Origin of the sequence: Candidatus Nitrosotalea sp. TS (assembly GCF_011319465.1) — an archaeon.
Classification (GTDB): domain Archaea; phylum Thermoproteota; class Nitrososphaeria; order Nitrososphaerales; family Nitrosopumilaceae; genus Nitrosotalea.
Genome location: NZ_RCMB01000018.1, coordinates 17,849 through 42,612, shown reverse-complemented (window position 1 = coordinate 42,612; position 24,764 = coordinate 17,849). Strand labels below are relative to the sequence as shown.

The 24,764-nt window shown below is 39.4% G+C and carries 27 protein-coding genes, 1 tRNA gene and 5 pseudogenes; 26 read left to right on the top strand and 7 right to left on the bottom strand.

Going from position 1 to position 24,764, the window contains the following annotated elements; all coding sequences use genetic code 11:
- Nucleotides 1-68: 68 nt before the first annotated feature.
- Nucleotides 69-278 carry a metal ABC transporter permease gene (locus tag DYY67_RS11075; RefSeq protein WP_255493057.1) on the top strand — a complete coding sequence of 70 codons (210 nt, stop codon included), beginning with the start codon at nucleotides 69-71 and terminating at the stop codon, nucleotides 276-278.
- Nucleotides 253-777 (top strand): metal ABC transporter permease, encoded by a 525-nt coding sequence (locus DYY67_RS11070; protein ID WP_320416024.1) that lies wholly within the window; start codon nucleotides 253-255, stop codon nucleotides 775-777. The genes DYY67_RS11075 and DYY67_RS11070 overlap by 26 nt, the downstream gene beginning before the upstream one ends.
- 24 nt (nucleotides 778-801) lie before the next feature.
- On the opposite strand, the gene DYY67_RS08410 is transcribed toward DYY67_RS11070, so the two are convergent.
- Nucleotides 802-1,707: a hypothetical protein gene (locus tag DYY67_RS08410; protein ID WP_166392437.1), complete on the bottom strand. Its 906-nt coding sequence runs from the start codon at nucleotides 1,705-1,707 to the stop codon at nucleotides 802-804.
- Nucleotides 1,708-1,850: 143 nt separating this feature from the next.
- Here DYY67_RS08410 and DYY67_RS08405 point away from each other — a divergent pair, with 143 nt between their 5' ends.
- The 4 genes from DYY67_RS08405 (at nucleotide 1,851) to DYY67_RS08390 (ending at nucleotide 4,640) form a co-directional block, all read left to right on the top strand.
- On the top strand, nucleotides 1,851-3,041 hold the full coding sequence (locus tag DYY67_RS08405; protein ID WP_166392435.1) for a peptidase: 1,191 nt from the start codon (nucleotides 1,851-1,853) through the stop codon (nucleotides 3,039-3,041).
- A 19-nt stretch (nucleotides 3,042-3,060) separates the two neighbouring features.
- The gene (locus DYY67_RS08400; RefSeq protein ID WP_166392433.1) at nucleotides 3,061-3,534 is read left to right on the top strand and encodes a hypothetical protein; all 474 of its coding nucleotides are present in this window, start codon (nucleotides 3,061-3,063) and stop codon (nucleotides 3,532-3,534) included.
- Nucleotides 3,535-3,617: 83 nt separating this feature from the next.
- Nucleotides 3,618-3,794: a tautomerase family protein gene (locus tag DYY67_RS08395; RefSeq protein WP_166392431.1), complete on the top strand. Its 177-nt coding sequence runs from the start codon at nucleotides 3,618-3,620 to the stop codon at nucleotides 3,792-3,794.
- A 36-nt stretch (nucleotides 3,795-3,830) separates the two neighbouring features.
- Nucleotides 3,831-4,640, top strand: coding sequence for a nitrilase-related carbon-nitrogen hydrolase (locus DYY67_RS08390; protein ID WP_166392429.1), 810 nt, complete (start codon nucleotides 3,831-3,833; stop codon nucleotides 4,638-4,640).
- Here DYY67_RS08390 and DYY67_RS08385 read toward each other — a convergent pair.
- The gene (locus tag DYY67_RS08385; protein WP_168711862.1) at nucleotides 4,630-5,097 is read right to left on the bottom strand and encodes a topoisomerase DNA-binding C4 zinc finger domain-containing protein; all 468 of its coding nucleotides are present in this window, start codon (nucleotides 5,095-5,097) and stop codon (nucleotides 4,630-4,632) included. The two genes, DYY67_RS08390 and DYY67_RS08385, sit on opposite strands and share 11 nt — an antisense overlap.
- A gap of 64 nt (nucleotides 5,098-5,161) precedes the next feature.
- Between DYY67_RS08385 and DYY67_RS08380 the strand changes: the two genes are divergently transcribed.
- The 8 genes and pseudogenes from DYY67_RS08380 to DYY67_RS08345 all read left to right on the top strand — a co-directional run bounded on the left by DYY67_RS08380 (nucleotide 5,162) and on the right by DYY67_RS08345 (nucleotide 14,308).
- Nucleotides 5,162-6,316, top strand: coding sequence for a thiolase domain-containing protein (locus tag DYY67_RS08380; RefSeq protein ID WP_166392427.1), 1,155 nt, complete (start codon nucleotides 5,162-5,164; stop codon nucleotides 6,314-6,316).
- 2 nt (nucleotides 6,317-6,318) lie between these two features.
- Nucleotides 6,319-6,684, top strand: a complete 366-nt coding sequence (locus tag DYY67_RS08375) for a Zn-ribbon domain-containing OB-fold protein (protein ID WP_166392425.1) — start codon at nucleotides 6,319-6,321, stop codon at nucleotides 6,682-6,684.
- Between the two features lie 300 nt (nucleotides 6,685-6,984).
- A pseudogene (gene nrdD / locus DYY67_RS11940) lies at nucleotides 6,985-9,080 on the top strand (anaerobic ribonucleoside-triphosphate reductase).
- A gap of 216 nt (nucleotides 9,081-9,296) precedes the next feature.
- Nucleotides 9,297-11,955 (top strand): annotated as a pseudogene (locus DYY67_RS08365) (adenosylcobalamin-dependent ribonucleoside-diphosphate reductase).
- Between the two features lie 116 nt (nucleotides 11,956-12,071).
- Entirely contained in the window at nucleotides 12,072-12,521 is a 450-nt protein-coding gene (locus DYY67_RS08360; protein WP_166392423.1) for a hypothetical protein, read from the top strand.
- On the top strand, nucleotides 12,509-12,685 hold the full coding sequence (locus DYY67_RS08355) for a hypothetical protein (protein ID WP_166392421.1): 177 nt from the start codon (nucleotides 12,509-12,511) through the stop codon (nucleotides 12,683-12,685). The genes DYY67_RS08360 and DYY67_RS08355 overlap by 13 nt, the downstream gene beginning before the upstream one ends.
- 85 nt (nucleotides 12,686-12,770) lie before the next feature.
- The gene (locus tag DYY67_RS08350; protein ID WP_166392419.1) at nucleotides 12,771-13,127 is read left to right on the top strand and encodes a hypothetical protein; all 357 of its coding nucleotides are present in this window, start codon (nucleotides 12,771-12,773) and stop codon (nucleotides 13,125-13,127) included.
- Nucleotides 13,128-13,273: 146 nt separating this feature from the next.
- Nucleotides 13,274-14,308, top strand: a complete 1,035-nt coding sequence (locus DYY67_RS08345; RefSeq protein ID WP_166392417.1) for a hypothetical protein — start codon at nucleotides 13,274-13,276, stop codon at nucleotides 14,306-14,308.
- A 10-nt stretch (nucleotides 14,309-14,318) separates the two neighbouring features.
- Here the strand turns inward: DYY67_RS08345 and DYY67_RS08340 are convergent.
- Both DYY67_RS08340 and DYY67_RS08335 read right to left on the bottom strand, forming a co-directional pair.
- Nucleotides 14,319-14,392: transfer RNA gene (locus DYY67_RS08340), tRNA-Gly, on the bottom strand.
- Nucleotides 14,393-14,412: 20 nt separating this feature from the next.
- Nucleotides 14,413-15,081 carry a ribosome biogenesis protein gene (locus DYY67_RS08335; protein ID WP_166392415.1) on the bottom strand — a complete coding sequence of 223 codons (669 nt, stop codon included), beginning with the start codon at nucleotides 15,079-15,081 and terminating at the stop codon, nucleotides 14,413-14,415.
- Nucleotides 15,082-15,116: 35 nt separating this feature from the next.
- Between DYY67_RS08335 and DYY67_RS08330 the strand changes: the two genes are divergently transcribed.
- The 12 genes and pseudogenes from DYY67_RS08330 (at nucleotide 15,117) to DYY67_RS08280 (ending at nucleotide 22,577) form a co-directional block, all read left to right on the top strand.
- Entirely contained in the window at nucleotides 15,117-15,437 is a 321-nt protein-coding gene (locus DYY67_RS08330; protein ID WP_166392413.1) for a ribonuclease P protein component 4, read from the top strand.
- A gap of 31 nt (nucleotides 15,438-15,468) precedes the next feature.
- A complete protein-coding gene (locus DYY67_RS08325; protein ID WP_166392411.1) occupies nucleotides 15,469-15,921 on the top strand; it encodes a 30S ribosomal protein S19e in 453 nt (150 codons plus the stop codon).
- Between the two features lie 7 nt (nucleotides 15,922-15,928).
- Nucleotides 15,929-16,126 carry a DNA-binding protein gene (locus DYY67_RS08320; protein ID WP_320416022.1) on the top strand — a complete coding sequence of 66 codons (198 nt, stop codon included), beginning with the start codon at nucleotides 15,929-15,931 and terminating at the stop codon, nucleotides 16,124-16,126.
- Complete coding sequence (locus DYY67_RS11675) at nucleotides 16,101-16,208, top strand: DNA-binding protein (RefSeq protein WP_320416021.1); 108 nt, start codon at nucleotides 16,101-16,103, stop codon at nucleotides 16,206-16,208. The genes DYY67_RS08320 and DYY67_RS11675 overlap by 26 nt, the downstream gene beginning before the upstream one ends.
- A gap of 44 nt (nucleotides 16,209-16,252) precedes the next feature.
- Nucleotides 16,253-17,304 (top strand): annotated as a pseudogene (locus DYY67_RS08315) (zinc-binding dehydrogenase).
- Between the two features lie 13 nt (nucleotides 17,305-17,317).
- Nucleotides 17,318-18,178, top strand: a complete 861-nt coding sequence (locus tag DYY67_RS08310) for an HpcH/HpaI aldolase/citrate lyase family protein (RefSeq protein ID WP_166392409.1) — start codon at nucleotides 17,318-17,320, stop codon at nucleotides 18,176-18,178.
- Nucleotides 18,179-18,245: 67 nt separating this feature from the next.
- Entirely contained in the window at nucleotides 18,246-18,836 is a 591-nt protein-coding gene (locus DYY67_RS08305; protein WP_166392407.1) for a riboflavin synthase, read from the top strand.
- A 73-nt stretch (nucleotides 18,837-18,909) separates the two neighbouring features.
- Nucleotides 18,910-19,590, top strand: coding sequence for a 3,4-dihydroxy-2-butanone-4-phosphate synthase (ribB, locus tag DYY67_RS08300; RefSeq protein ID WP_166392405.1), 681 nt, complete (start codon nucleotides 18,910-18,912; stop codon nucleotides 19,588-19,590).
- Between the two features lie 2 nt (nucleotides 19,591-19,592).
- Nucleotides 19,593-20,004: pseudogene (ribH, locus tag DYY67_RS08295) on the top strand (6,7-dimethyl-8-ribityllumazine synthase).
- A gap of 1 nt (nucleotide 20,005) precedes the next feature.
- Nucleotides 20,006-20,758 (top strand): GTP cyclohydrolase IIa, encoded by a 753-nt coding sequence (locus tag DYY67_RS08290; protein ID WP_166392403.1) that lies wholly within the window; start codon nucleotides 20,006-20,008, stop codon nucleotides 20,756-20,758.
- A gap of 99 nt (nucleotides 20,759-20,857) precedes the next feature.
- A complete protein-coding gene (locus DYY67_RS08285; protein ID WP_320416020.1) occupies nucleotides 20,858-21,943 on the top strand; it encodes an amidohydrolase family protein in 1,086 nt (361 codons plus the stop codon).
- On the top strand, nucleotides 21,930-22,577 hold the full coding sequence (locus DYY67_RS08280; protein WP_166392401.1) for a 2,5-diamino-6-(ribosylamino)-4(3H)-pyrimidinone 5'-phosphate reductase: 648 nt from the start codon (nucleotides 21,930-21,932) through the stop codon (nucleotides 22,575-22,577). Before DYY67_RS08285 ends, DYY67_RS08280 begins: the two co-directional genes overlap by 14 nt.
- Here DYY67_RS08280 and DYY67_RS08275 read toward each other — a convergent pair.
- The 3 genes and pseudogenes from DYY67_RS08275 to hflX form a co-directional block, all read right to left on the bottom strand.
- A complete protein-coding gene (locus DYY67_RS08275; RefSeq protein WP_166392399.1) occupies nucleotides 22,574-23,083 on the bottom strand; it encodes a transcription factor in 510 nt (169 codons plus the stop codon). The genes DYY67_RS08280 and DYY67_RS08275 overlap by 4 nt on opposite strands.
- Before the next feature lie 25 nt (nucleotides 23,084-23,108).
- Nucleotides 23,109-23,640, bottom strand: a pseudogene (locus DYY67_RS08270) (tRNA (cytidine(56)-2'-O)-methyltransferase).
- A complete protein-coding gene (gene hflX / locus DYY67_RS08265; protein WP_166392397.1) occupies nucleotides 23,630-24,757 on the bottom strand; it encodes a GTPase HflX in 1,128 nt (375 codons plus the stop codon). Before hflX ends, DYY67_RS08270 begins: the two are co-directional and overlap by 11 nt.
- Nucleotides 24,758-24,764: the final 7 nt, after the last annotated feature.

Sequence of the window (24,764 nt, the reverse complement as noted above, 5' to 3'; positions counted from 1 at the left end):
TGTGCCATGGTAGGATTGTATCTTGGTATTGAAGAGATATTCACTTTTTGGCGATGCCTCTCTCTCACATGGCATTTGGCGGCATTGCTCTTGGATACTTTCTTAACATATATCCAATTTGGACTGCAACCATAGTTTCTGTTTCTGCAGCAATGGGAATTACAAAATTAAGAAAGAGTACCAAGATATCTGGAGATGCAGCCATTGCCGTGATGTTGTCTGGTGGATTGGGTATGGGAGTGATACTTGTCAGTGCATCACCATGGATTTACCATTGATCTTTTCAGCTTTCTCTTTGGAAGCGTTTTGCTAAACACAGTGAATGATACATTATCATTTGTAGGAATAAGTTGTGGTGTTATCGCTATACTGATTGCATTTAGAAAACAATTACTTCATTTCACATTTGATGAAGAACAGGCAAAAGTAAATGGCGTATCTGTGGAGAAGCTAAATTATCTCTTCATCGCCATAGCAGCTGTTACTGTAATCATAACAATGAGGCTGGTTGGAATCTTGCTTATTTCAGCACTGATAGTCCTGCCAAACATAACAAGCATGATGATGGGGAAAGGATTCAAAAAAACAATGATGATTTCTGTTTCTTTATCAGTGACAGCAACAATATCTGGCATCATCATTTCATATCCCCTTAACCTGGCACCATCTGGATGCATAGTTATGATATTGGTGTCAATGTATGTTGGCGCCTTGCTGGCAAAACGTTCAGGACTATTTTCAAAGAAAACAATGTCGCACGAAATTCAAAGACTTTGAGAAATTTCTTTTATTATTCTTCAATCAGGGGGCAAATTCTGGCCTTACTGTACTAAGAGATATTGCATGATCATCAATTAGCACGCCTACTCCGACATTAACGCTTGCTATTCTTACCACGACCTTTGGCAGATCGTCACTGGTGAGATTGTACTGTTTGGCAAGAATCTCCTTTACCCTATCTTCTGTATTGGACAGTTGATTGAGGGTCGAGGGAATGGAAATGTCAAGTGTATGCTTTATCATGTTTGGTGGAATTTTGCCTGTACCGTCTTGTATTATGTAAAATACAATCTTGTCTACAATTACCTCGTGAGGTAGCGTATCTAGGGCATTTGCAGTATAGAAGACCTGCACCTCTAAGGGATTAGTGTCATAGTTTGAGTTCGATATTACGGCGCCTTTTGAAGGTTGTAATATTGAATCAAATGGCACGGTAACTGTAATGAATCCTTCAAGAAAATTTTCGTTGTAATCATCAAGTACTCTTCTTATGTCTTGACAAGTAATGCCAGTGGAATTCTCCGAGCCCAAATTTACTAGCGCTGCATTAGAACTAGGTCCATTATTTACAACAACATCCCAAAACATGGTCGATTCAGATCTTTCTTTATTGAAGATGCTTACATCTGTATCATAATGGCCCGGCCTGAGAGGTCCCTCTCCAGCAAAGATGGAACCACACTCAAATTTTGCAGTATACATTATTCCAGTTGGATTTTCAGTCGAATTGTTTTCTCCAGTGTTTGATGAAGACATGGACAAGATGGAATTGGCTGCTGGAATAATTCCTGATAATTTTGTATTTGATCCGGCAGGTGTACTCTGGGCCAAGACAGTATTGTGATCTTGGGCTAGAAAACTAATGGCGATAAAAGAAATGACTGCTGCAGAAACCAGAACCATGGAAGATCTTTGCCAATTTTTCACAAAGTCAATTAAATTCTTCTAATAATATAATGTTAGTGAGAATAGAGCTAACATTAAATATGAAGCTAGACACATCGTCAATCGGGTACTGTTAATTGCAAAAAACTTTCAAGTTTTTACTGTTTTCATTTTTGCTCGCTTCTGTGGTCTTCTCTTCATTGCCGCGTAACGCTTTTGGTGACGGCTTTGCCATGGAAAATCTCCCGCCTGCATCAGTTGGAAACAGGCAAGTACAGCTTTTCATCAAACTTAACCCAACAATACTCTATTCTGGCTCTGGCGTACAGCCAACGATATTTTTCAGGTGGTTTGATGCAAACACTAACCAGACACTACAACACATATCGTTTTTCCTTACCATTACAAAACACAACCAGCTTTTGTTCAGAGAACTTCTCCACACCCATACTGGAATACTCAACATGGATATCACCCCAACTAACAGTAACACTTGGACAGTTTATGCCGACAAGGAACCAATTCTAAATGGATGGGTACCTGATAATGATGATGACCCAATTGATGTAATAGGTCCAATTTTCAATGAAGGTGGATTGTATCACTTTAACATGCAAATGTTTACAATAGATTATGACAACAACATATTTGACACAACCGACAACCCCGCAAGTGTACCAAACTTTGATGCATATCTTAGTGTTGGAGATGTTTCAAGTCATGACATGACATACAAGGGAAACACATACAATTCTACTATCATTTCTTATTATGATAAAATTAATGACGACTTTAACTTTGATCCCTCGAAATTGCAGCTTTCGTATTCAATGCCCTTTGACTGGAACATGACAAGAATAGCTGGCCAGCCAATCTTTGTGCACGAAGAAATCCACATTCCAAAAGCTTTCAAGGACTTTACAAACACACCAACATACTCTGCAACTATGAATGGATACCAAATCACAGGCCGCAGACTAATTGTTGATCCATATACATCGGGAACCACTGTTATTGCTCACATATTGCTAAACAAGGTAGACATACAGACAATTGCAAAACAAATGCCGCCTGGAACCAACACAATGAACTTTACCCTTGCACCAGCCAAGCCAGATGTACAAACATCAAACAGTGCACTTACTGACTTTGGAGGCTGGGGAGTCAAGTTGGGATGGAATCCAACCCAGATCACACCAAACTCTGTGAATAAGTTACAACTTTCATTCTTTGATGCATTTACTGAACAACCAGTTAATGGTGACGTAAATTACAATCTAAAATTACTAGACAGTGATGGTAACACCATTCTTTCCAAAAACGGTTTGACTGCAAAGAATTCAGTAGACACACAATCTCTGAACCTGACCAGGTGACGGAATATATCATCTTCAAATGAATATCACGTCTATAGTAGGTCCAACAGGACTACCTGATACATCAAGACTAGGTGTGGCAATAGGTAGTTTGGTTATTCCATCTACAGTGGGCACGGATCAAGGTGTTGTTGCCATCTCAGGAAACCAAGGTCAGACTGTACAACCAATTGGCAACCAAACTACTCCAATTGGCAACCAGACAACCACCAGCCAAATTTCGATTCCAGCATGGGTAAAGAACAACGCCAAGTGGTGGTCAGAAAATTCTATAGATGATTCCACTTTTGCTTCTGGAATTCAATACATGATAAAACAAGGAATAATTCAGATACCTGCAACATCTCAGGGCCAAGCTTCATCAGGTGTCCAGATACCCCAATGGGTCAAAACAAATGCAGGTTGGTGGTCTAATGGACAGATAGATGACCAAACATTTGTGGCTGGAATCCAGTATCTTATCAAAATTGGGATAATACAGTCTAGTCAGTAAATATCAAAGGTAAAAAATACCAAGTCTAAAACAACACATAACAATTCCCAAGAGATAAATTTCATAAATTCAACAAAAACAACATGCCACTGATAACCATCTCTATGTATCCTGGCAGAACTGAAAAACAAAAAGAGGAATTTGCAAAAGCAGTCACAAAATCTGCAGTAGAAATTCTCAAAACTAAAGAGAATCATGTAATTGTAGTTTTCGAAGAGAATCCAAAAGAAAACTGGTACATGGCTGGAAATCCTCTTTAAACACATTTTTATTTTATACAAAATTACACAAAGTCTGTGACAAAAGTTACAGTAGTACAGATGAGAGCTGATACCGAGAAGGAAAAGAACCTAAAAAAAATTCTTGGCTATATCGTACAGGCTGCAAAAAGAAACTCGACCTTGTGCACATTTCCAGAATTCATGATGTTTTACACTCCATCTCGCCAATCTGCATCAGAGCTTGCAAGCTTGGCAGAAAAAATAACCGGAGAGTTTGTCACTTCAATATCAGAAGCAGCAAGAAAAAATTCAGTTCAAGTTGTAGGAACATTTTACGAAAAAAGCCCAAAAGAAAACAGAGTTTATGACACTTCGTTTCTAACTGACAGAAACGGAAAGATAGTGTCAAAGTATAGAAAAATTCATCTCTATGACGCACTTGGCTTCAAAGAGTCAGCAAAACTTTATCCAGGTTCTTCAGTTGCAAGACCAATTAAAACAAGTGTTGGCAAGATTGGCATGATGATCTGCTATGATTTGAGATTTCCTGAGATGTCACGCATGCTGGCATCATCTGGCTCTGAGATCCTAGTTGCCCCTTCTGCATGGGTACAAGGGAAAATGAAGGAGGAGCATTGGATTGCAATTAACAAGACAAGGGCAATAGAGAACGGATGTTATGTTATTGCACCAGACCAGGTGGGAAACATTTACTGTGGAAGAAGCATGATAGTAGATCCATTTGGCAAAGTTCTTCTAGACATGAAAAAACGAGAAGGTGTTGGAATAGCTGACATCTCGCTAGATCAAGTAAAACAAGTACGCAAAAAATTGCCTCTTTTGAAAAACCGACGAACTGATATATACAATGACTTTAGGATTTGATGTTTCTACTTGGGCACCGTATGTTGCAGCATTGCCTTGTCCATTTTTGTTTCACAGAATATCTAAACACAATCATGGGCCAAAAGCAAATCTTGCATGGAATCTTTGTCGCACACATCATTCCTCTCTGGATTAGCGGAGAAGAGGCCCTGCAGCCATTATAGTAGTTAGAGCATCCAATGAAGCGTTTCCTTGTCTGCCTAGAGCGTATGACCAAAAGCTTGCCAATCTTGCATTCTGGACACTCGACTAGCCCATTTGCAGGAGTATTTGTGCCCAGAATGACGTATTTTCCCTTCTTCTCTGACCACGAAAGATAGCCATTCTTGTCGTAGTATTGGCGTATCTCTTCTTTCATCCTTACAACTTTTTTATCAGTAATTCGAACAGAATTTCTTGCGCCTGATCTTTTTTTGAGCACAATTGTCCGAGAAATATTTTCTTTCACTGGTATCATTTGATCTGACTGATTAAAGAATACTAGTGAAGAATTTTTATATGGAATCTAGTCAGCGAGATTTGTGGAAAAAGTCTGTGTTATTGGTGCCGGCAGCACAAAATATGGCAAGCTGCAAGACAGTATTACCGACGTTGCACTTCAAGCATCCGTAGAAGCAATAGAAAGTGCAGGAATAGGCCCAAAGCAAATCCAAGCTGGATACATATCAAATGTATTTGGTATTGCAGACAAGCAAGTTCACTTGGGTCCAGTAATAATGAGTAACCTTGGAATCCCAGAAGTTCCATCTTTGTCAATAGAATCTGCATGTGGAAGCGGTTCTGTATCATTTAGAGAAGCATATGCAAATGTAGCTGCAGGATTTTATGATGTAGTTTTAGCAACCGGTGTTGAAAAAGTAACCCACACTGGTACTGAATGGACTACAACCTACTTTTCTTATTGCTCTGATTTCTTTTATGAGGGTGGTGATGGTGCATCATTTCCAGGATTGTTTGCATCTATGGCAAGAGCATATCTTGCAGAGTTTAAGGCAACCGAAGAAGATCTTGCAATGGTTGCAGTAAAAAATCACGATAATGGTTTACTTAATCCAAAAGCTCATCTTCGCAAAAAAATTACCATCGACGATGTCCTAAACTCAGCAGTAGTTGCAAGCCCACTGAAGCTATATGACTGCTGTCCATTTTCAGATGGAGCAAGTGCTGTAATTTTGTGTAGTGAAAAATTTGCAAAGGCTCATTCAAAAAATTACATTGAAGTAATTGGATCAGGAAGGGGTGGATCACCTGCTGCATTGCAAGGAAGGGATCACATCACTACAATTCCAAGTACCAAGATTGCAGCTCAGGCAGCATACAAGATGGCAGGAATTACTCCAAAGGATGTAGACTTTGCCGAAGTCCACGATTGTTTCACAATTGCAGAGCTGGTTGACACTGAAGATCTTGGATTCTTCGAAAAGGGACAAGCTGTACAAGCAGTACGAGAAGGAAGAACAAAACTCAATGCTGATATTTCCATAAACCCGTCAGGAGGCCTCAAGTCAAAGGGACATCCAATAGGGGCAACCGGAATAGGACAGGTAGCTGAGGTCTTTGATCAATTGACAGGAAAGGCAGGAGAACGAACTGTCAAAGATGCAAAAATCGGGCTAACACACAACTTTGGTGCAACTGGCGCAAGCTGCGCAGTTCATATTTTCAAAAGTGTATAATTTTGCTATCTAAAGAGGAATTTATCACTAATGCAAAGGTAGGAAAGATACTAGCAAGAAAATGTACCAAGTGCGGACACCCTCATCTGGTTACTACATACTTTTGCCAAAGTTGCGGAAACAAGGGATTTGAGAATATAATAATTGATGGCAAGGGCACAGTAGCTACCTATACCATAATAACTGTCCCGCCAGAGGGTTTTGAGAAGGCGGTTCCATACGCCTGGGTTGTCATGAATGTAGACAATTTCGAATTACGAATTTCAGGTTTCATGGCAAACATCAAGTCGCCAGCAGATCTGCCCTTGGGTACAAAAGTAAAGATAACTGGATATGACGAACACGGAATGATAATACAAAAACAGTAAATCAATTTTATCGAGTTAATTAAAAAAAACTAGATAATTTCTTTTATAATATTATGCAAGATCTATTCTTATGTCAGTGGATGTCGTATGCAGCAAATGTGGATCTAAGATAGCAAACATGCGAATGCTAAAATCGATCAAGGATGTAATGCGACCCTACAACAGTAAATGCCCGTCCTGCGGTCAAACGCTGTCATCATCGGAATTTACCGTAGACGTTCAAAAGAACTGATCTAAAAAGTTTGCGTAAGATCAGATTACGTCACAAATCTTATTTACCAACGTAAAGTAGACCTTTCCATGGAACTGAGTGAAGACTTTGGTGATCAAAAGCGAGGAGGAATTTTACAGTCTGCATCAAAGCGAGTAAGAATGATCTTCTCTGTCATGGCAAGCCCTAACAGAATAGATATTTTAAGAATCTTAAATTCAAAAGGTCCACTTACATATTCGGAGCTAAAGTCGCTTGCTGGGTTCAAATCAAAGAAAGAAAGCGGCAAGTTTGCATATCATCTTCGAAAATTATTGCGCCAGTCTCTTGTGGCTTTAAACAAGTCTGAGAGAAGATATACCATCACAAATTTGGGTAAACTAGTACTAAGCCTTGCTAGGCAGATCGAGGAACGCTCAATTATTGAGAGCGGCAAGATGTACGTACGTACATCGCACGAATCTATAGAGGAATTCAACTCTCATAAAATAATCCAGTCCCTTGTTCGGGAAGGAAGCCTGCCTTTAGAACTTGCACAGAAGATAACAGAAGAGGTAGAAAACCGCATATACAAATTCCAGACATCATATCTTACTTCTTCATTAATACGTGAAATGGTCAATTCTGTCCTTTTGGAACAGGGCCATGAGGACTATAGGCACAAACTAGCACGATTTGGCATTCCTGGATACGATATACATGAGATGCTGACTAATGTGGATGGCATCCATAACGGGGTAGAAGGCATGCTGTTTAAGACAGGTCAAACTGTTTTCGGGGAGTATCTTGTATTGAATACATTGCCAAAGATGTTGCCGATTCTCATCTTTCAGGTGATATTCATATTACAAACGCTGGCCTGTGGTCAATTCTTCCTGATACCATATTTGTAAACATCAAGGAGCTAATTGAAGATGGCATAGACCTAAGAGGAAAATTCTTGGGAGTAACAAGAAAGACGGCTCCAACTTCTCTTGATGACTTGGCCACATCTCTTTCAATCATAACATCGCTTCTTATCAAGGAGGCCTCTCAGGAGGTTGTTATTGATGGATTGGTAGGAGTATTACAAAAATATTCAAAAAATATCCAGGAAATTGAAGAAAAACTTACAAATTCTTTTGCCAAAATATCAACTGCGCCCAAGTATGGAAAGAACGAGGCACTTGCATCGTTTAGAATTTCACTAGGTACAGAGCCAAAAATTGTCGGCGCTATTCTTGCAGCGTATAAAAAATATGTAAAATCTACACCTTTACCATCGATAGGTGTCATAATAGATTATGAAAAAGGAAAGATCAACGAGTTTTCAGATATTTTGTCTGACATTATTGCGTTAGGAGGACGTGTAATGTTCTCAAAAGGACTGGCATCAAGCAAAGGCCTCTCTAAGGGAGATGCAAAGAGCACTTCGGTCACCTCAATTAACTTGCAATCTTTATCGATCAATATGCCACGACTTGCGTTTGAATCAAACAAAGATGAAACCTACTTTAGAGCAAGATTGGCATTGTTAATGAAACCTGCTCTGGCAGCAATGTCAATACGAAAGAAGGAGATATCAGATCTTACTCGTAGGGGACTTAACCCAATCCTTGCAAATAATACGCAGTATATGCAAAAGGGTTCAGTTACACTAGTTGTTAATTTGCTAGGACTCAAGGAAGCAGTTTATGGAATCCTAGGTTATGAGAATAACAAGGCTGGACAGGAAATCTTGGCAAAAGTTGTAACTACTGCTACTGAGGTGGCAGCCAAGAAAGGAAAAGAGATGGGTGACAATGTTACCATTTCCATAACTGAAAGTGACGCATCTGCTCGCTTCTCCTCATTAGATGGTGAAAAGTATGGCAAAATGTCAATTCACCCACACGTAGAAGGCGAATCTTACTCGGAAGGAGTCACAATCGACGCCTCAGAAATTGATGGAATGACGCCTAAGAGCGAAAAGGTAGCAGAATCTAACCATCTTTCAAAGATGCTTAACGGCGGATTACTGGTCCAACTAAAGATCCCAGACGCAATGGATTCCTCAGGAATTAAAAAGGCAATAGAAAAAGCCGGAGATCTATTAGGTTCGTTTAGGCCAATCAAGAAGGTGCCTATTTGTAGCAATTGCGGACTCAAAGAAGAAAAGATTGCAGAAAAATGTCCGGTCTGCAAGTCACCCTACATACTAGCATAGCCAACAAATTCCTAGAATTAAAAATTAGAAAATATTATTGAATTTGTTCACAAATTTTCACAGAATTCTTTTACGATTATATTGACGCATGACGATCTATTACTATGAAAATCATAATGGTGTCAACAAAATTGATCCAAAGCTCAGCAATACGAAAAAAAATTTTGCCGCAGACTTTATTTAACTCTCATTTGATACTGTTGCGGGGAGTGTAAAATGACAGATTTTTCACAAATAGAGAATTCGATCATCGATGTAAAGAAGCGTGACGGCCGCGTATCTTCGTTCCAGAAGGATAAAATTTCAAATGCGATCTACAAGGCACTAGTAGCTTGCGGCAGACCCGATCATGGATCCGCCGATAAACTAGCAAATCGTGTTATTGAAAAACTTGTAACTCATGGCTATTCATCCTCAGCATTACCAAGCGTTGAAGATGTACAAGATATGGTAGAATCAACCCTGATTGATGAAGGATTGGGGGAGATCGCTAAAGCATACATACTGTATAGACATGAACGCAGAAGGGTACGAGAGGAAAAGTCAAAGGTGCTCGAATCCCAGACTCTTGACTCTGTTGCCAAGAAATTTGATCTTAATTGTCTTAGAGTTCTTGCCTCTAGATATCTACTCAGAAACAACAAGGGCCAGATAACTGAAAGCCCAGGTGAGATGTTTGAAAGAGTTGCAACGCTTGTTGGAATCTCTGATGTTCTAAAAGATCCATCTATCTTCAGTGTGGAGAGGGGTGATATCCAGAATACCGAAGGAGGCAGCAAAATATCTAGACAAGCTGGATGACTTTAACTGCAAATTCAAAATAGGAAAGTATTACCTCAGCAAATATCACTTTAGGTCACTCATACAGCATTACATTGACTTGGCCAAACGTGGCCAGATGAAGGTTGGCATCAAAGAATTTCTTACGATGCTTGCAGCAAACAAGTTTGAACAGCATGCTGAGAGAATTGACGAATACTATGAAATGATGGCTTCCCAAGACTTTCTACCAAATTCCCCTACCATGATGAATGCAGGAGCACGACTAGGACAACTTTCTGCCTGTTTTGTGCTTGGAATGCCTGATGACATGGAAAAGATAATGAAATCATCTTCTGATGCTGCTTTGATATTCAAATCAGGCGGTGGTGTTGGTATCAATTATTCTGACTTGAGGCCAGAAGGAGACATGGTTGCATCAACATCAGGAGTTGCATCAGGTCCAGTCTCTTTCATGAATATAATTAACACTGTAACAGAAGTGGTCAAGCAGGGAGGAAAACGAAGGGGTGCAAACATGGGAATCATAGAATCATGGCATCCAGATATTGAGAAATTCGTTACTGCTAAAACAAAGCCAGGTATACTAGAGAACTTTAATGTAAGTGTAGGAATCTGGGAAGACTTTTGGGAAGCATTAGTAAATTCACAAGATGGCAAATACACCCTACGAAGTCCTCTGGACAAGTCACCAGTAAGAGAAGTGAATGCTCATCACATTATTGATTTGATAGCACTATCTGCATGGAAGAGTGCAGAACCTGGACTGATCTTCTTTGATATAATTAACAAGTACAATGTATTTGCAAAGGCTCGCGGTGCACCACTTCGTGCAACAAATCCTTGCGGGGAACAAAGCCTGTATCCATACGAATCATGCAACCTTGGATCAATTAATCTGGCTAACTATGTAAAGAGAAAGGCAGATGGACAATACGAATTTGACTGGCAAAGATATGAAGAAGCAATTAGAAAAACAACCAGATTCCTAGACAACATAATTGATGTCAACAACTATCCAATTCCAGAGATAGATCAGGCATCTAAGGACTCTAGAAGAATAGGTCTTGGAGTAATGGGAGTTGCAGACCTGTTATTCAAACTACGAATTCCATACAACTCACAAGAAGGATATGAATTCCAAGAAAAATTAGCCGAGGCACTGACCTACTATTCCACCGAAGAAAGCATTGCACTTGCAAAAACACGAGGACCGTTTCCATTGTGTTCAAAAACAGAATATCCCGAAGGAAAGATTCCAGTGGCAGGTTATTATGAAAAGCCAAAGAATACTCGAACCTATGACTGGGATGCCTTGATAGCAAAGATCCAAAAGAACGGAATCAGAAATGTTCTCACTACTACAGTAGCACCTACTGGAACCTTGTCCATGATTGCCGATTGCTCCAATGGAATGGAACCAATGTTTGCACTTGTATTTGAAAAACGAGTAACCGTAGGAAGATTCTTCTACACAAACAAGATATTTGAAGCAGTTCTCAAGGAACACGGTCTATACAGTGATCAGTTACTGGAAAAAATTGCAAATAACTATGGTTCAGTAAAAGGAATTGCAGAGATTCCAGAATGGATGCAGAAAATCTTTGTTACAGCAATGGACATTCACTGGGCAGATCACCTAATGGCACAGGGTGTATGGCAAAGATGGATCGGAAATGCCATTGCAAAGACCATCAACATGCCAAACGATGTATCATCTGACGATGTAAAGGCAGCATATTTGTTAGCACATGAACTCGGACTAAAGGGAATCACTGTATACCGAGACGGCTCAAGACATGAACAAGTACTTCACATGACAGGTGATGATGTACAAAAGACATTCCAAGTTACTCCAAGCACATTTGTAACTGACTACATCTCAAAGAATATCACAAATGCTTACTTGAGAGTCCAAGTGGAACGAGCACTTCAGATAAAGATTCCAGAAAGTGGGGTAATTCAATCACCGCCAAAACTTACGGCTGAACAAATTGAAGAGACGTTGTGTCCAACATGTAAAAATACACTTGTCTTCGCAGAAGGCTGCAACATCTGCATTGAATGTGGATATAGCGGATGCACATCTGGATAGATCTGCCGTTCTCAAATCAAAACTCTTTTAGTATCATTACTTACTGAAAATAGCGTTGCAGAGAAAAACTATTGGTATTGCTATAGGTGCAGTAGTAGCTGCGGTTCGCTGTTGCAGTGCTCTTTCTTGTTTTACAACCGTCACAACCACAACCAGTAACTCAAGTAACGCCAAATCCAAAACTTGGTCTAGTTATCATGCCGCCAACTGAGAGGCCTACATTTAATGAAGTGCACAATGCCTACATCCAAGCCGCATCAACTGGCATAGGCCGAAGCAACGTCTACATGCTATGGCCAATTATAGAACCGCAACAAGGAACTTTCAATTGGCAAACATATGATATTCTCATGGGTCTGAACAGGGAGCAACATCTCAACGTCACACTCTACTTTTCTATAATAAATAACGAACAGCTTGGACCATTTCCAAATTGGTTGGGACAACAACCAAGCCTTGATGCAAATCTGGCAAACCAGACAGCAAGTGCGCTTGACACAATTCTGTCAAGATACTACATACGTGGACTATGTAATCATAGGAGGGGATCTGAATGTCTACTTTAGAGATCACCCAAATGACATTCCAAAATATGTGGACTTTTTCAATTCCAGTTTATGCGGATCTTAAGACAAAACACCCCAATGTCAAGTTTGGAAACTGGTTTTCACTAAATGACCTGATAAACCACTCTGATTCTGACATGGTAAAAAAACTCAATCCAAGGTGATTTTGTAGCGTATTCTTACGCTCCAGTTGATCTGGAATTCTATCAAACCAAGAGTCCTGATGAAGCGGGACAAAATCTTCAGAAGATGATAGATTTTGCAGGCGGAAAGAACATTGCATTAATGGAGATTGGTTGGGGCACAGATAAAACAATTAACGGAACCGAGGCTGACCAGGCACAATTTGTAAAGACTGCATTTGACTTTTACAGGAAAAATGAATCTCAATTTGAGTTTATGACATGGTACAGGCAATATGACAGACCGCTTGATACTTGTTATAGAGGCCTGAATACAAACGTACAAACTTCATTTAACAACAACATTCTCTTGAATAATACTGCGGCATATCTTTGCAGTTCTGGACTGATTGACGATACCAACAACACAAAGCCGGCATGGGATGAATTTAAGAATCAAGTACAGATGAGTCCTAATTCTTAATTGCAAAAAAGTGAATTTGCCAGTTTGAAAAATCTATGCCTTGTAATCGTTGTTCTGTTTTTTGCAAACTTTGTCTCGGCATATGCCACTTATGATTCTCCTACACCTCCAAGAGCAAAATCTTTTCAATCAATTGCTTGCCCAGTTTGAGAAGATCACTGGCTCCTAAGAAAGATGTAACTGATGTAATTCAGACATTTGAGAAACCACTGATCACAAGTTTCTCATGCAATGCTAATGATACAAATAATTTTGTAGTATCTGTAATCACGACCCGATTAGCCAAGTTTGATGAAGATAATTCTCATCAGGATATAGTTACAGGAGGGACCTATACATGGAATTGTCTTGTTACAACAGAAGTAGGCAAGGTCACACTTCAATGTAACAACGAGCTAAGACTGAATCCGGAAATTTTGTTAAATGGAACAGGTGTAAACCCCACAGTTCACCAAGTGGAAAATCAAGTAATTCTATATCATGAACTGCTTCACGGCCAATTGATGATTGATGCAATAAAGTACCCTGGAACTTGGAGGCATGAGATTTGTAACAAGGGTCCACAACAAGCAGTAGACTATTCGTATGCCGATCCTAATCATATCATAATCAATCCGCTACAATCCCAGTTTGCATCTGAGCTAATGGAGGCACAGGGAGGAGAAATGATTACTAAAAATGTAATGCCTAATGACACCCAAAATGGAAGATTTGCAATCAAGGTTTTCAACATCAATGATTATCCGCAGTTTGTAACTGGAGGTGAGGTGACTCTTAGGGCAGTTAACATAGATGAGACCAAATTTGGATCTTTTAACAATACAGTTCTTCTGGAAGGAACACTCATCAATAAAACAGAGTCGGGTATAGCGTGGTTTTACCTTATTGATAATCAAACCAACAAAACATCTACTTCGTACAACAATTCTACTGGCATCATATGGGCAAAAAGAGTAGCAGGTTTGTGGGCTACTGGACAAGCAAGTGATGCTGATTTTTACAATGTAATTCAATACCTGACTCAACAAAACACCGTGACACAAAATGACGAAGTGTCAAGCAAAACTGTAATTCCTTACTGGTTGAAGATCACTGCTTATTGGTGGTTTGAGGGAAAGATAGATGATGCAACATTTCTAAACTCGATTCAATATCTCATATCAAACAAGATAATTTCATAAAAATAGAACATGCGGTCGCCGGGATTTGAACCCGGGTAACGGGCTTGGAAGGCCAGTGTACTAACCAAACTATACTACGACCGCTCACACTGCCAATCTTATACCTACATAATAATTCTTTTTTCGCACTCGTATAGTATGCGAGAAATAATTATGTGAGCTTCAAGAGGATTCTTGTCAACTGATACAGTCTTATCAAAATGCTTCTTGATGTCATCAGAAAATTGTCCCTTTGCAAAACCTCCAACTATGATGCACGCGTTTTTGCCTGTTTCTTCTGCAAGCTGCTGATAGGAAGATGAGGCTCCCTTGCTTGAAAGTCCAATTATCTGCTCGGGGCTGATTTTTTTGATCAGGTCGCCAAAATTCATTTTTTTTATTTCTAGCAGCTTTTTTCCATCTTCTTCTATTTTGCCTTCTGAATATAATTTCTCAATGAGGCCTGCAAATCGGTGATAAGACTTGGGCAGTCTTACTGACTTGTCAAGGGATATCACCATGTCATCAATTGTGTGTACAAAGACCTGGAGTCTATTTTCAAAATAGATAGGTATGCTACAAGCCTCAAGAAGGCAGAAATGCACCAAATCAGGCCTACCTCTTTTTATCTCATTTTTTATCTTCTTCATAGCGGCAAAATGCCATGATACATCAAGAAGAATTTCAGATGGTTTTTTGTTAAATTTCTTGGCTGATGCAAGAACCGAATTGTGATTTTGAAGCTCTTTGGGTACTAGTTCCAGTGCTGATTCTGCTATTACTAGTGAAAGCAAGATTGTATTTTAAGGGTAGGCATTATTTAATCAACATGAAGGCTAGATTACGGGATCTTATCATAGAGAGAATGCAAATCTTGATTCAAAATGCAATATCGCACGCAAGACACGATCCAGAGATAGCTCAAAGGCAAGCGAGTCTAGCAAAGAGGCTGAGCACGAAATATCGTGTCAGAATGCCTTATGAGATGAGAATGAACTTTTGCAAAAAATGCAAGAAATTTATCGTTCCAGGATTCACAGCAAGAATTAGACTGGGCAGATCTGACGTAAAATCAATACGCATAACATGCAAATTTTGTAATCACACATACCGAAAAATAATAAAAAAACAAGCTTCCAAAGGTCAATGATTTATAAGACGAACTTTGAATTTTGGATTTTATGGCAAAGGCATATGACGTACCAGCAGATTTACTGATTACTAGGTTATCGGAGATTCTAAAGACTGAAGACATAGTCACACCCAGCTGGATTCCATTTGTCAAGACAGGTGCTCATGCAGTTAAACCACCACAGCAAAATGACTGGTATTACACAAGATGTGCTTCACTTTTGAGAAAGATCTACTTGCACGGCCCAATCGGCGTACAAGATCTAAGAACAATGTATGGTGGAACAAAACCAGTTGGATATGGCGGCGCACATCACAGAGATGCTGGCGGCGCAATAATTAGAACTGCCATACACAACCTGGAAAAGCTAGGCTATCTTGATAAAGTTGAAGGAAAAGGAAGAACCATTTCTCACGAGGGAATGAAAAAAGTTGATCGCGTTTCAACTGAACTACTAAACGAACTGGTTGCAAAAAATCCAAATCTAAAAAAATACTCCTAGTGATCTTATGAGTAACCAAGATCCACACGATGAGAAAAATCCTACTGATGCAGAAGTTACAGCCATGAAAGAGCAAGCCATGAGAACACTCTTGGCGCCAGAAGCAAGACTGAGATTGAACAATGTACGACTGGTTAAACCCGATCTTGCAGCCATGGTGGAGAAACTATCTTCTAGGTATGGCATCCCAGGGAAAACTGCATAACCAGATATCCGATGATCAACTAAAGCAGATCCTGCTTTCTATCCAGCAGCCAAAGCGCGATTTTAGAATAAACAGAAGATAAAACTGAGCGAAAATATATTAGGGGTAAATTAGTCGAAACCATCTATGAAGGCAGTCGTTTATGAAAAATATGCCCCAGACGATAATTACAAATCAATCTTACAAGTCAAAGAAGTCCCAGATCCAAAACCAAAACCAAACGAAGTTGTATTTAGCGTAAAGGCAGCAGCATTAAATTATAATGATATTTGGGGAATGAGGGGCCAGCCAGTTCCTGTTCCATTACCACACATCTCTGGCTCCGATGCCGCAGGAGATGTAATCGCTGTTGGCGAGGATGTCACAGGCTTCAAAGTTGGCGACAAAGTTGTTTCTCACTCAAACATGTCCTGCAGGGTATGTCAAGCATGCACCTGACGGACGAGAATATGACTGCCTGAAAAGAACCATCTGGGGATTCCAAACAGGGCCTCTGTGGGGTGCATTTTCTGAGATTACTCATTTACCTGAAGTTAATGTAGCAAAGATTCCTGACGGTGTAAGCTATGACGAGGCAGCAGCATCTTCGATGACACTGCTTACTTCTTGGCACATGTTAGTAGGCCGAGCAAAAATTCGACCAGGTCAAGTAGTCCTTATCATGGGAGGAGGTTCTGGTGTAGGAAGCTTTGGAATTCAAATTGCAAAACTGTACAATTGTACAGTAATCTCAACCGCAAGTGGCGATAAACTAGACAAGCTAAAACAGCTTGGCGCAGATTATGCAGTAGACCACAGAAAAGAAGACTGGAGCAAACAAGTAAGAGATATAGCAAAACCATATGGTGGCATAGATATCTCATTTGACCACATTGGTCAGACACACTGGAATGCTCAACTCACATTGCTAAAGTATCGGTGGAACACTTGTTTCATGTGGAGCAACAACTGGATATGATGCAAAGACTGACTTGAGACACATCTTCTTCAAAGGAACAAACATCTTGGGTTCAACACAAGGAACAAAGGCTGAGCTAGAGCAGGGTCTGTTCTGGATGGGTAAGAAGAAGCTAAAGTCAATAATTGATTCTTCATATAGCTTTGATAATGCCGCAGAAGCGCACACAAAAATGTTAACCGGTAAGGGACTCTTCGGCAAAATCTTATTGAAGCCATAGTCTAACCAACTTTATGGCAAGACTCTTACGCAGTCTTCTATTTGTACCAGGTAACAACCAACGTTTCTTAGAAAAAGCCAAGACACTTTCTGCCGATGTTGTTTGCTTTGATCTTGAAGATTCTGTTCCGCTTGAAGAAAAAAAATCTGCTAGAAATATCATCAAAGGAGCACTAGAAAAGCGCACAGACTATCAAGCTGAAATCTATGTTAGAACAAATTCCCCGATGTCGGGATTAATTGGAGATGATCTTGCCGTAATTGTTCAGAAGGGAATTGACGGCATAGTTATACCCAAAGTCAATAATGCAAGTGAGATAAAAAAAATAGAAAAGGCACTGGCAAATTTAGAAAAAAAGCGAAAATTAAAACCAATAGAGCTGATGGCATCCATAGAATCAACTGAAGGAGTAGTAAATGCATATTCCATTGCATCTTCAAGCAAACGCGTATCTTCCCTGATATTTGGCGTCTTTGACCTGCTCAATGATTTGGGAATAGAATATACAAAACAAGCAGAGGGAGCAAAATACGCAAGGGCAAAGATTCCAATAGATGCAAGAGCTGCAGGAAAATATGCACTGGATGCAATCTGGCAGGACCTAAACGATGAAGCTGGCCTTGAACAAGACTGTATCATGGCAAAGAATTTGGGATACACAGGAAAAACCATTATTCACCCAGGTCAGATTCAAACCACTCATGGGATATTTCGTCCAACAAGCTCTGAGATTGAATGGGCAAAAAAAGTGATTGACGCATATGCATCAGCAAAGAAAAAGAAGAAGGGCGCAACAAAGGTAGACGGAAAAATGATAGATGAGGTGCACTTTAAGAGAGCACAAACATTGCTCCAGTCTGTTAATTCTGCATGACTGTATAACGCACAACCGATATCTCCAGCGATGAACATAAATCATGTTTAGTCCATAAAATCGTTTGATGTTTACCGGAATTATTGAAGGGCTTGGTACAATAATGAAATTTGACAAGAATACAAAAACTCGCAGCGAAGCAAAGATGATGATAAATCTCGGCAAACTTGCAAAGGGACTGCGAGTTGGAGACAGTGTTGCAATAAACGGCGTATGTCTAACAGCAATACATATTGCAAAAGGAATGGCAAGATTTGAAATGGTTGGGGAGACAATAAAGAAAACAAATCTTGGCTCTTTAGAAAATGGTGATAGGGTAAATATTGAGCGCAGTCTCAAGATGGGGGATAGACTAGAAGGACATTTCGTACTTGGACATGTTGACGGGTCTGGAATAATTTCAAAAATAAATAAACAACCCAATCAAGTGCAGATCTGGATAGAATTACCAAAAGATCTATCAAAATATGTCGCCAAAAAAGGATCGATAACAGTGGATGGAATTAGTTTGACTATAGTTGATAAAATAAAAAACAAATTTTCAGTTTCTATAATTCCACATACCATGAAAGTAACAAATCTTGGATTGAAGAAAGTTGGCGATAAAGTTAATATTGAAACTGACGTTCTTGGAAAGTACATTTTATCAAAAGATTAACCATTTACCACTTTTGTGGTAATAACCAATTTTGTAGTAAGATTTATAATTATAATTCCAAGCTGATCATATCATGTCCTTAGAAGAAACCATAACCTCGCTGAAAAGAGGGGATTTTGTATTACTTCATGATGGAAATACTCGAGAAAACGAGGTAGATATGGTAGTTGCTGCTGATTTTGTTACCCCTGAACATGTTGCAAGAATGCGACAGGATGCTGGCGGGCTCATATGCTTGTCTTTGAACCATGCTTTTGCAAAAAACCTGGGCCTCAACTATATGCATGATATACTTTCTAATTCTCAAAATGTTGATGCAGAATCCAAAAAAATGATTATTGGAAAAGCACCATATGGAGACAGACCGTCATTTTCAATCTCAATTAATCATCAAAGTACCTATACCGGAGTCACAGACAGAGATAGGGCATTGACAATGTCAGAAATGGCACGTCTATACAAAAATCCAAATGAAAACAAGAAGGAAATTTTCAATTCAAGTTTTAAAACACCTGGCCATGTTTCCGTTCTTATTGCATCAGAAGGACTATTATCTAGTAGATTGGGACATACGGAGATGTCAGTTTATTTGGCTACTCTTGCAGGTCTGTCGCCTGTAACTGTTATTTGTGAAATGTTAGATTCAGAAACATATGGTGCACTTTCTGCTGAAAAGGCAAAAAAATATGCAAAGCAAAATGCCATACCGTATTTTGATGGCAGCAAACTCGTAGAATACGCCAAGGAGCATTAATTTTGAATATTGCAATTGTTGTGGCAGAATTCAACGATGAAGTAACCTCAAAAATGCTCTGAGGTGGCACTTGAAAAGGCAAGATCTCTTAAGATGACCATAAGTCACACCTGTAAAGTTCCCGGCGTATTTGATATGCCTCTTGTAATAGATATGTTGTTGAAAAAGAAGGAGGTTGATGCCGTAATAACACTTGGTGCAGTAATAAGGGGTCAAACAAAACATGATGAGCTTATTGCAAATGTTGTGGCAAAGATGTTAACCGAATTATCATTGAAGCATCAAAAACCAATTTCCCTTGGAATAACAGGTCCCGGAATGAGTGACAGACAGGCTCACCAACGAATAAGACCAGTTGCAGAAAGAGCTGTGGAAGCCGCACAAAAAATATTTGATGAATTAAAAAAGATTTGAGATGATTCAACTTACTATATTGAAAATAACTGGGTATGGACCATGGACTCTAACTTTGGGAAGTGACAGGGAACACAGGCTTCAGATGCTCCAGGCCTCGCTATACAAGGAGGTTCAAAACCTGTTTTCAGAGAGGAACTGTCTTGCCTTTCCTAACCGATTCGATGAGATTTTTGTTATAACAAATGGACTCACAGTAAGGGACCATGTGGAAATTCAAGAAAAGTTGTCAAAACTCTTCGATCTGGGCCTATCGATGACAATAGGACAAGGAAAGACTCCCTTTGAAGCAAACTCAAATGCAGACAATGCACGAAGGGCAAATCTTGTTTTGGACAGGGAACACAATATTTTCGGACAGTCTCTGCAAAATGGCGAAGACCTGGTACAGATAATACACATGGACGTAGATGGCTCTACATCCATTTCAGCCAAGAAGTCCCCCTACGAAGTTTCATCACTTATACTCAAGTTGTATTCCGAGATGTCAGAATTTTTCCTAAAAAAGAATTCTCTTGCATTCTTTATGGGTGGAGATAATTTTATGATAATTAGTTCATCTGTTGAACAAAAAACCATATCTGAATTTCTTGAATTGATAAAAAAGCACCATAGTATATCGTTTAATTGCGGTATAGGAACTGCAAAGACAGGAAGAGATGCCGCAAAGCTAGCAACCAAATCGCTTGACAAAATACGAGAGCTTCGCGATTCTGGCAAGGACGAACAGAGAATTCTTGAGCTTACATGTTAATACGAAACGTCAGCCTTCTTTATGGAAAAGACCTGGATTATATTGTTAAAACAAACGTAAGAATTTCTAAAAAATACATTGAATCAATAGGAGAGGGTCTTGCACCTCAGCAATAAAGAAAAAGTCATTGACTGCGAGGGCCTCTTGATGATGCCAGGTTTTGTTAATTCACACACCCACATAGGAGATTCTATAGGAAAGGATGTAGGAATCAACTCAGGTGTAGAATCAAAGATTCATCCTGTAAGTGGTTTTAAACAAAGAATTCTCAAGAATTCAGAGATTTCCCATCTTACTAATTTTATTAAAAATTCCTGCATTTCCATGATTAGAAAAGGAATAACCACCTTCATTGATTTCAGAGAGGGAGGCCTAGAAGGAGTCAACATACTGCAAAATGCATCTTCTGGAATACCAATAAGGCCGATAGTTTTGGGCAGAATAAACTATTACCAGGACTCTAAATTAATCAAGAAAAATGATTCCCTGCCAGAATCCCAAAAGATAGACCTTAAAAATCTTGTAAAAAATTGTGATGGCTTGGGAATAAGTGGACCAAATGAATTCAGTGATTCTGTCCTGAAACATTTTTCAAAACAAAAGACCATGCGCGCGATTCATTCTGCAGAGACAGAGCAAAGCAATAATCTATCAAAGAAAACAACACAAAAAACAGAAACACAGAGGGCATTGCTTGCAAAACCCGACCTCCTCATTCACATGACATATGCATCAAAAAGCGACCTTTTACTTGCTGCCAGAAATAAAGTGGGCATTGTAGTATGCCCGCGTGCAAATGGCGCACTTGCAGAAGGCATACCAAATGTTAGTCTGATGATGAAAGCAGGATGTGATATCATGATTGGCACCGATAATGTAATGATAAATTCTGCCGACATGTTCCGTGAGATGGACTATCTCTGGAAAGTTTCTATGGGAGTGAACAAGACACGAATATCTCCAAAATCTATACTAAAAATGGCAACAGTAAACGCCGCAAATGCACTTGGCAATAAAGTTGGAACCATCCAGAGAAACAGCTTTGCAGATTGCATATTCATAGAAAAACATGCAATTGATCTAGAGCCCATGCACAATCCATATGCAGCCATTGTCCATCGTGCATCAGAGGGAACAATTAGGGCAGTAATGTTTGAAGGAGAACTAGTACATGGCAAATTCTAAACCATATGTTATCCTGAGTGCAGCGATGAGCATGGATGGAAAGATAGCTACCCGTAAGGGAGAATCAAAATTTTCTTCAAGCAAAGATCTTGCCAGAGTTCATAGGCTTCGTGGTAGCGTAGATGCCATACTAGTTGGAAGAAACACAGTATCTGTAGACAATCCATCTCTTACGGTAAGACATGCAAAAGGCAGAAATCCACTTAGGATAATTCTCGATCCTAAAGCAACAATTTCTCCCAGCTCAAAAATTGTAAAAACATCCAAAAAGATCCATACCATGGCAATAGTATCAGAAACTGCACCATCAAGGCGCGTGTCTATTCTTGCAAAGAAAGGGCTGGAAGTTATCAAGTGCGGCAAAATCAGAATTGATCTCAAAAAATTGTTATCAATCTTAGCAAAGCGAGGTATCAGAAAAATACTTGTTGAAGGTGGAGGAACAACTAACTGGTATTTCTTGAAAGAAAAACTAGTTGATGAAATTATTGTAACTATCACTCCATACGTGGTTGGAGGCAAAGAATCTGTCTCTCTGGTAGAAGGACATGGGTTTGACAAAATATCGTATCCCTTAAAACTAAAACAAGTCAAAAGGATGGGCAGCGAGATAATTTTGCACTATACCATTTAGTGTTTCAAGTCATCGCGTAACTGATCGATTTTTACTTGCAGTGCTTTTTTCAACTTGTCATTTTTTGAAAGGTTAACAAGTTTTCCACAGGTGGGACACTTGAAGGACAAGTCTAAGGCTTTCTCAAACGTTAGTTTCTGGCAATCCATGTTACCGCAATGGTAAAAGTCTGCAGAATTTTCATAATCAATTCTTTGTTGTAGCCTCTCAACAATCTTTTTCTTCTGGTTTCCTATGAAATTGTCCACTTCGTCCTTTCTGGCTCTCCATCTGTAAACAAACCATCCTTTCTTTTCGTCCTTTACCCTTATTCCAGTTATCAGGGCTTTTCCAAAAAGATCATACAACACTTTTCTTACAATGTTAATTCTAAGGCCTGTAGAGCTGGCAATCTCTTCATCTGTTGCATCCTCTGTATTTAGCAGGGAGCGGGCCACCTTTAGGTACTCATCGCCGCCAATCAAGGCAGCTATCTTAACAAAAGGATCTTCATGCTCTACATTCATGTCAAAATCTTTCTTCTTGCCATATTTAATCAATGGTTTTATTCATTACTCTTTTTCCCTTTTTTGTAGGAATTATTTCACGCTGCGCGTTGCCAAGTTTCTTTTGCAATTGTTTCCCATCTAGTATTCTATCAAGCAAGATGGCCAACGCCGATATTTCTGAATGTGGCTGGTTTCCTATTGCTATGTTGTAATCTGCAATATCGTAAACTTCTCTTGGTACCTTTTCTGCCCCCACCACAACCAAGATCTTGTCTTCTTTTTTTAGTTCAGCCTCTATTGCTATTGATATTTTCTCCATACATTGTTAGATGAACAATTTTGTACAGGTCAGATTTTTTTGATTTGAGAGCTTTCTTCCAATCCTCGATTATTTCCACTTGAAAATCGCCTCCCCACATTTTGTTTACTTTGGAAACAGTGTCTTTTATCTCCGGATTGGCGTCATACATCAATATCTTTGATGCACCAAATGCCCTTGACACAAGTGCAACATGAGTGGTTACCCTATCGTCCCTTACCAATCTCTGGCCTATTCGTAAAACTTCAATCTTCATGGTTGATTTTTATTTCTTGTTTTGCTATTTCATTTTTCTCATTCAGTAAAGGCTGGTTTTCTAGTATGCTGTAAATGAGACTCTTAAGGGCTGGAATGTTTTTGCCCGTTACCGCTGATACCGGCAGGCATTTTTTATTTTCCTTCAAGCCCAGCTGATCTGCCTTGTCAATGATCTCTTCTTCTGGAACCAAGTCTGACTTGTTTAGAGCAAAAATTATCTTATCTTGATTTACCCCTATCTCATCAAGGGTAGACACGCAACTTCGGAACTTTTTCCTTAATTCCGGAAAGGGATCGCTTGAATCCACTACAACTATTACAATATCTGTGTAAACTAATTCCTCAAGTGTAGACTTGAATGCGTCAATCATGTATGCCGGAAGCTTGCTTATGAAGCCGACCGTATCAGATATCAGTATCTCAGTACTGCGCAACACTATTTTTCTTGTGGTTGTTGAAAGGGTAGTGAAAAGATTAGGACTCTCTTCTTTTCGCTCTCCAGTTAACGTGTTAAACAATGTAGTTTTTCCAGCTGATGTGTATCCTGCAAGTGAAATGGTCTTGAACCCAATTCTTTTTCTTGCCTGCCTGTGAAGTTCGCGTTGTTTTGATGACTTGACCAGCTTTGACTTGGTGTTATTCATTCTATTTTTGATATCATTGTGGTACACGTCTACTTCGAATTTTCCAATGCCCATAAAGCCTGGCTGCTCTCCCATCTTTGCAAGTCTTACTCGTTCCTTGGCTCTTGACATCTCGTATCTTAGATGGGCCAACTTTACTTGCAGCATTGATTCAGAACTTTTGGCTCTGCGCTGGAAAATTTCCAATATCAGCATTTCCCTGTCTAGAATCTTGGTTTTCAGAGTAGATGCAAGATTGTAATTCTGGCTGGGCCTTAGTATTTCATCATATATTATGACATCGGGCCTCAGAGAACCAATAAACTCCTTGAGTTCCTCAACCTTTCCTTCCCCTAGTCCAAATTTAGATTTGTTGAGGAATTTTTGTCGTATTATTTTTTTTATTTCATAGCCTGCAGCATCACAGAGAGCAATTGCCTCCTTGACAACGTCCTCTTTATCGTATGTTATCAGGATGGCAGAGTCTCTCAATAGGTCC

Bases quoted from the DNA above. Each gene is read 5' to 3' on its own strand.
- ribB (WP_166392405.1), top strand. From the start codon at position 18,910: ATGTCCTTAGAAGAAACCATAACCTCGCTGAAAAGAGGGGATTTTGTA.
- DYY67_RS08290 (WP_166392403.1), top strand. From the start codon at position 20,006: ATGATTCAACTTACTATATTGAAAATAACTGGGTATGGACCATGGACT.
- DYY67_RS08385 (WP_168711862.1), bottom strand. From the start codon at position 5,097: ATGATACCAGTGAAAGAAAATATTTCTCGGACAATTGTGCTCAAAAAA.
- DYY67_RS08350 (WP_166392419.1), top strand. From the start codon at position 12,771: ATGATAGATTTTGCAGGCGGAAAGAACATTGCATTAATGGAGATTGGT.
- DYY67_RS11675 (WP_320416021.1), top strand. From the start codon at position 16,101: ATGGCATCCCAGGGAAAACTGCATAACCAGATATCCGATGATCAACTA.
- DYY67_RS08275 (WP_166392399.1), bottom strand. From the start codon at position 23,083: ATGAATGTAGAGCATGAAGATCCTTTTGTTAAGATAGCTGCCTTGATT.
- DYY67_RS08330 (WP_166392413.1), top strand. From the start codon at position 15,117: ATGAAGGCTAGATTACGGGATCTTATCATAGAGAGAATGCAAATCTTG.
- DYY67_RS08355 (WP_166392421.1), top strand. From the start codon at position 12,509: ATGTCTACTTTAGAGATCACCCAAATGACATTCCAAAATATGTGGACT.
- DYY67_RS08400 (WP_166392433.1), top strand. From the start codon at position 3,061: ATGAATATCACGTCTATAGTAGGTCCAACAGGACTACCTGATACATCA.
- DYY67_RS08325 (WP_166392411.1), top strand. From the start codon at position 15,469: ATGGCAAAGGCATATGACGTACCAGCAGATTTACTGATTACTAGGTTA.
- DYY67_RS11075 (WP_255493057.1), top strand. From the start codon at position 69: ATGGCATTTGGCGGCATTGCTCTTGGATACTTTCTTAACATATATCCA.
- DYY67_RS08320 (WP_320416022.1), top strand. From the start codon at position 15,929: ATGAGTAACCAAGATCCACACGATGAGAAAAATCCTACTGATGCAGAA.
- DYY67_RS08310 (WP_166392409.1), top strand. From the start codon at position 17,318: ATGGCAAGACTCTTACGCAGTCTTCTATTTGTACCAGGTAACAACCAA.
- DYY67_RS08305 (WP_166392407.1), top strand. From the start codon at position 18,246: ATGTTTACCGGAATTATTGAAGGGCTTGGTACAATAATGAAATTTGAC.
- DYY67_RS08280 (WP_166392401.1), top strand. From the start codon at position 21,930: ATGGCAAATTCTAAACCATATGTTATCCTGAGTGCAGCGATGAGCATG.
- DYY67_RS08395 (WP_166392431.1), top strand. From the start codon at position 3,618: ATGCCACTGATAACCATCTCTATGTATCCTGGCAGAACTGAAAAACAA.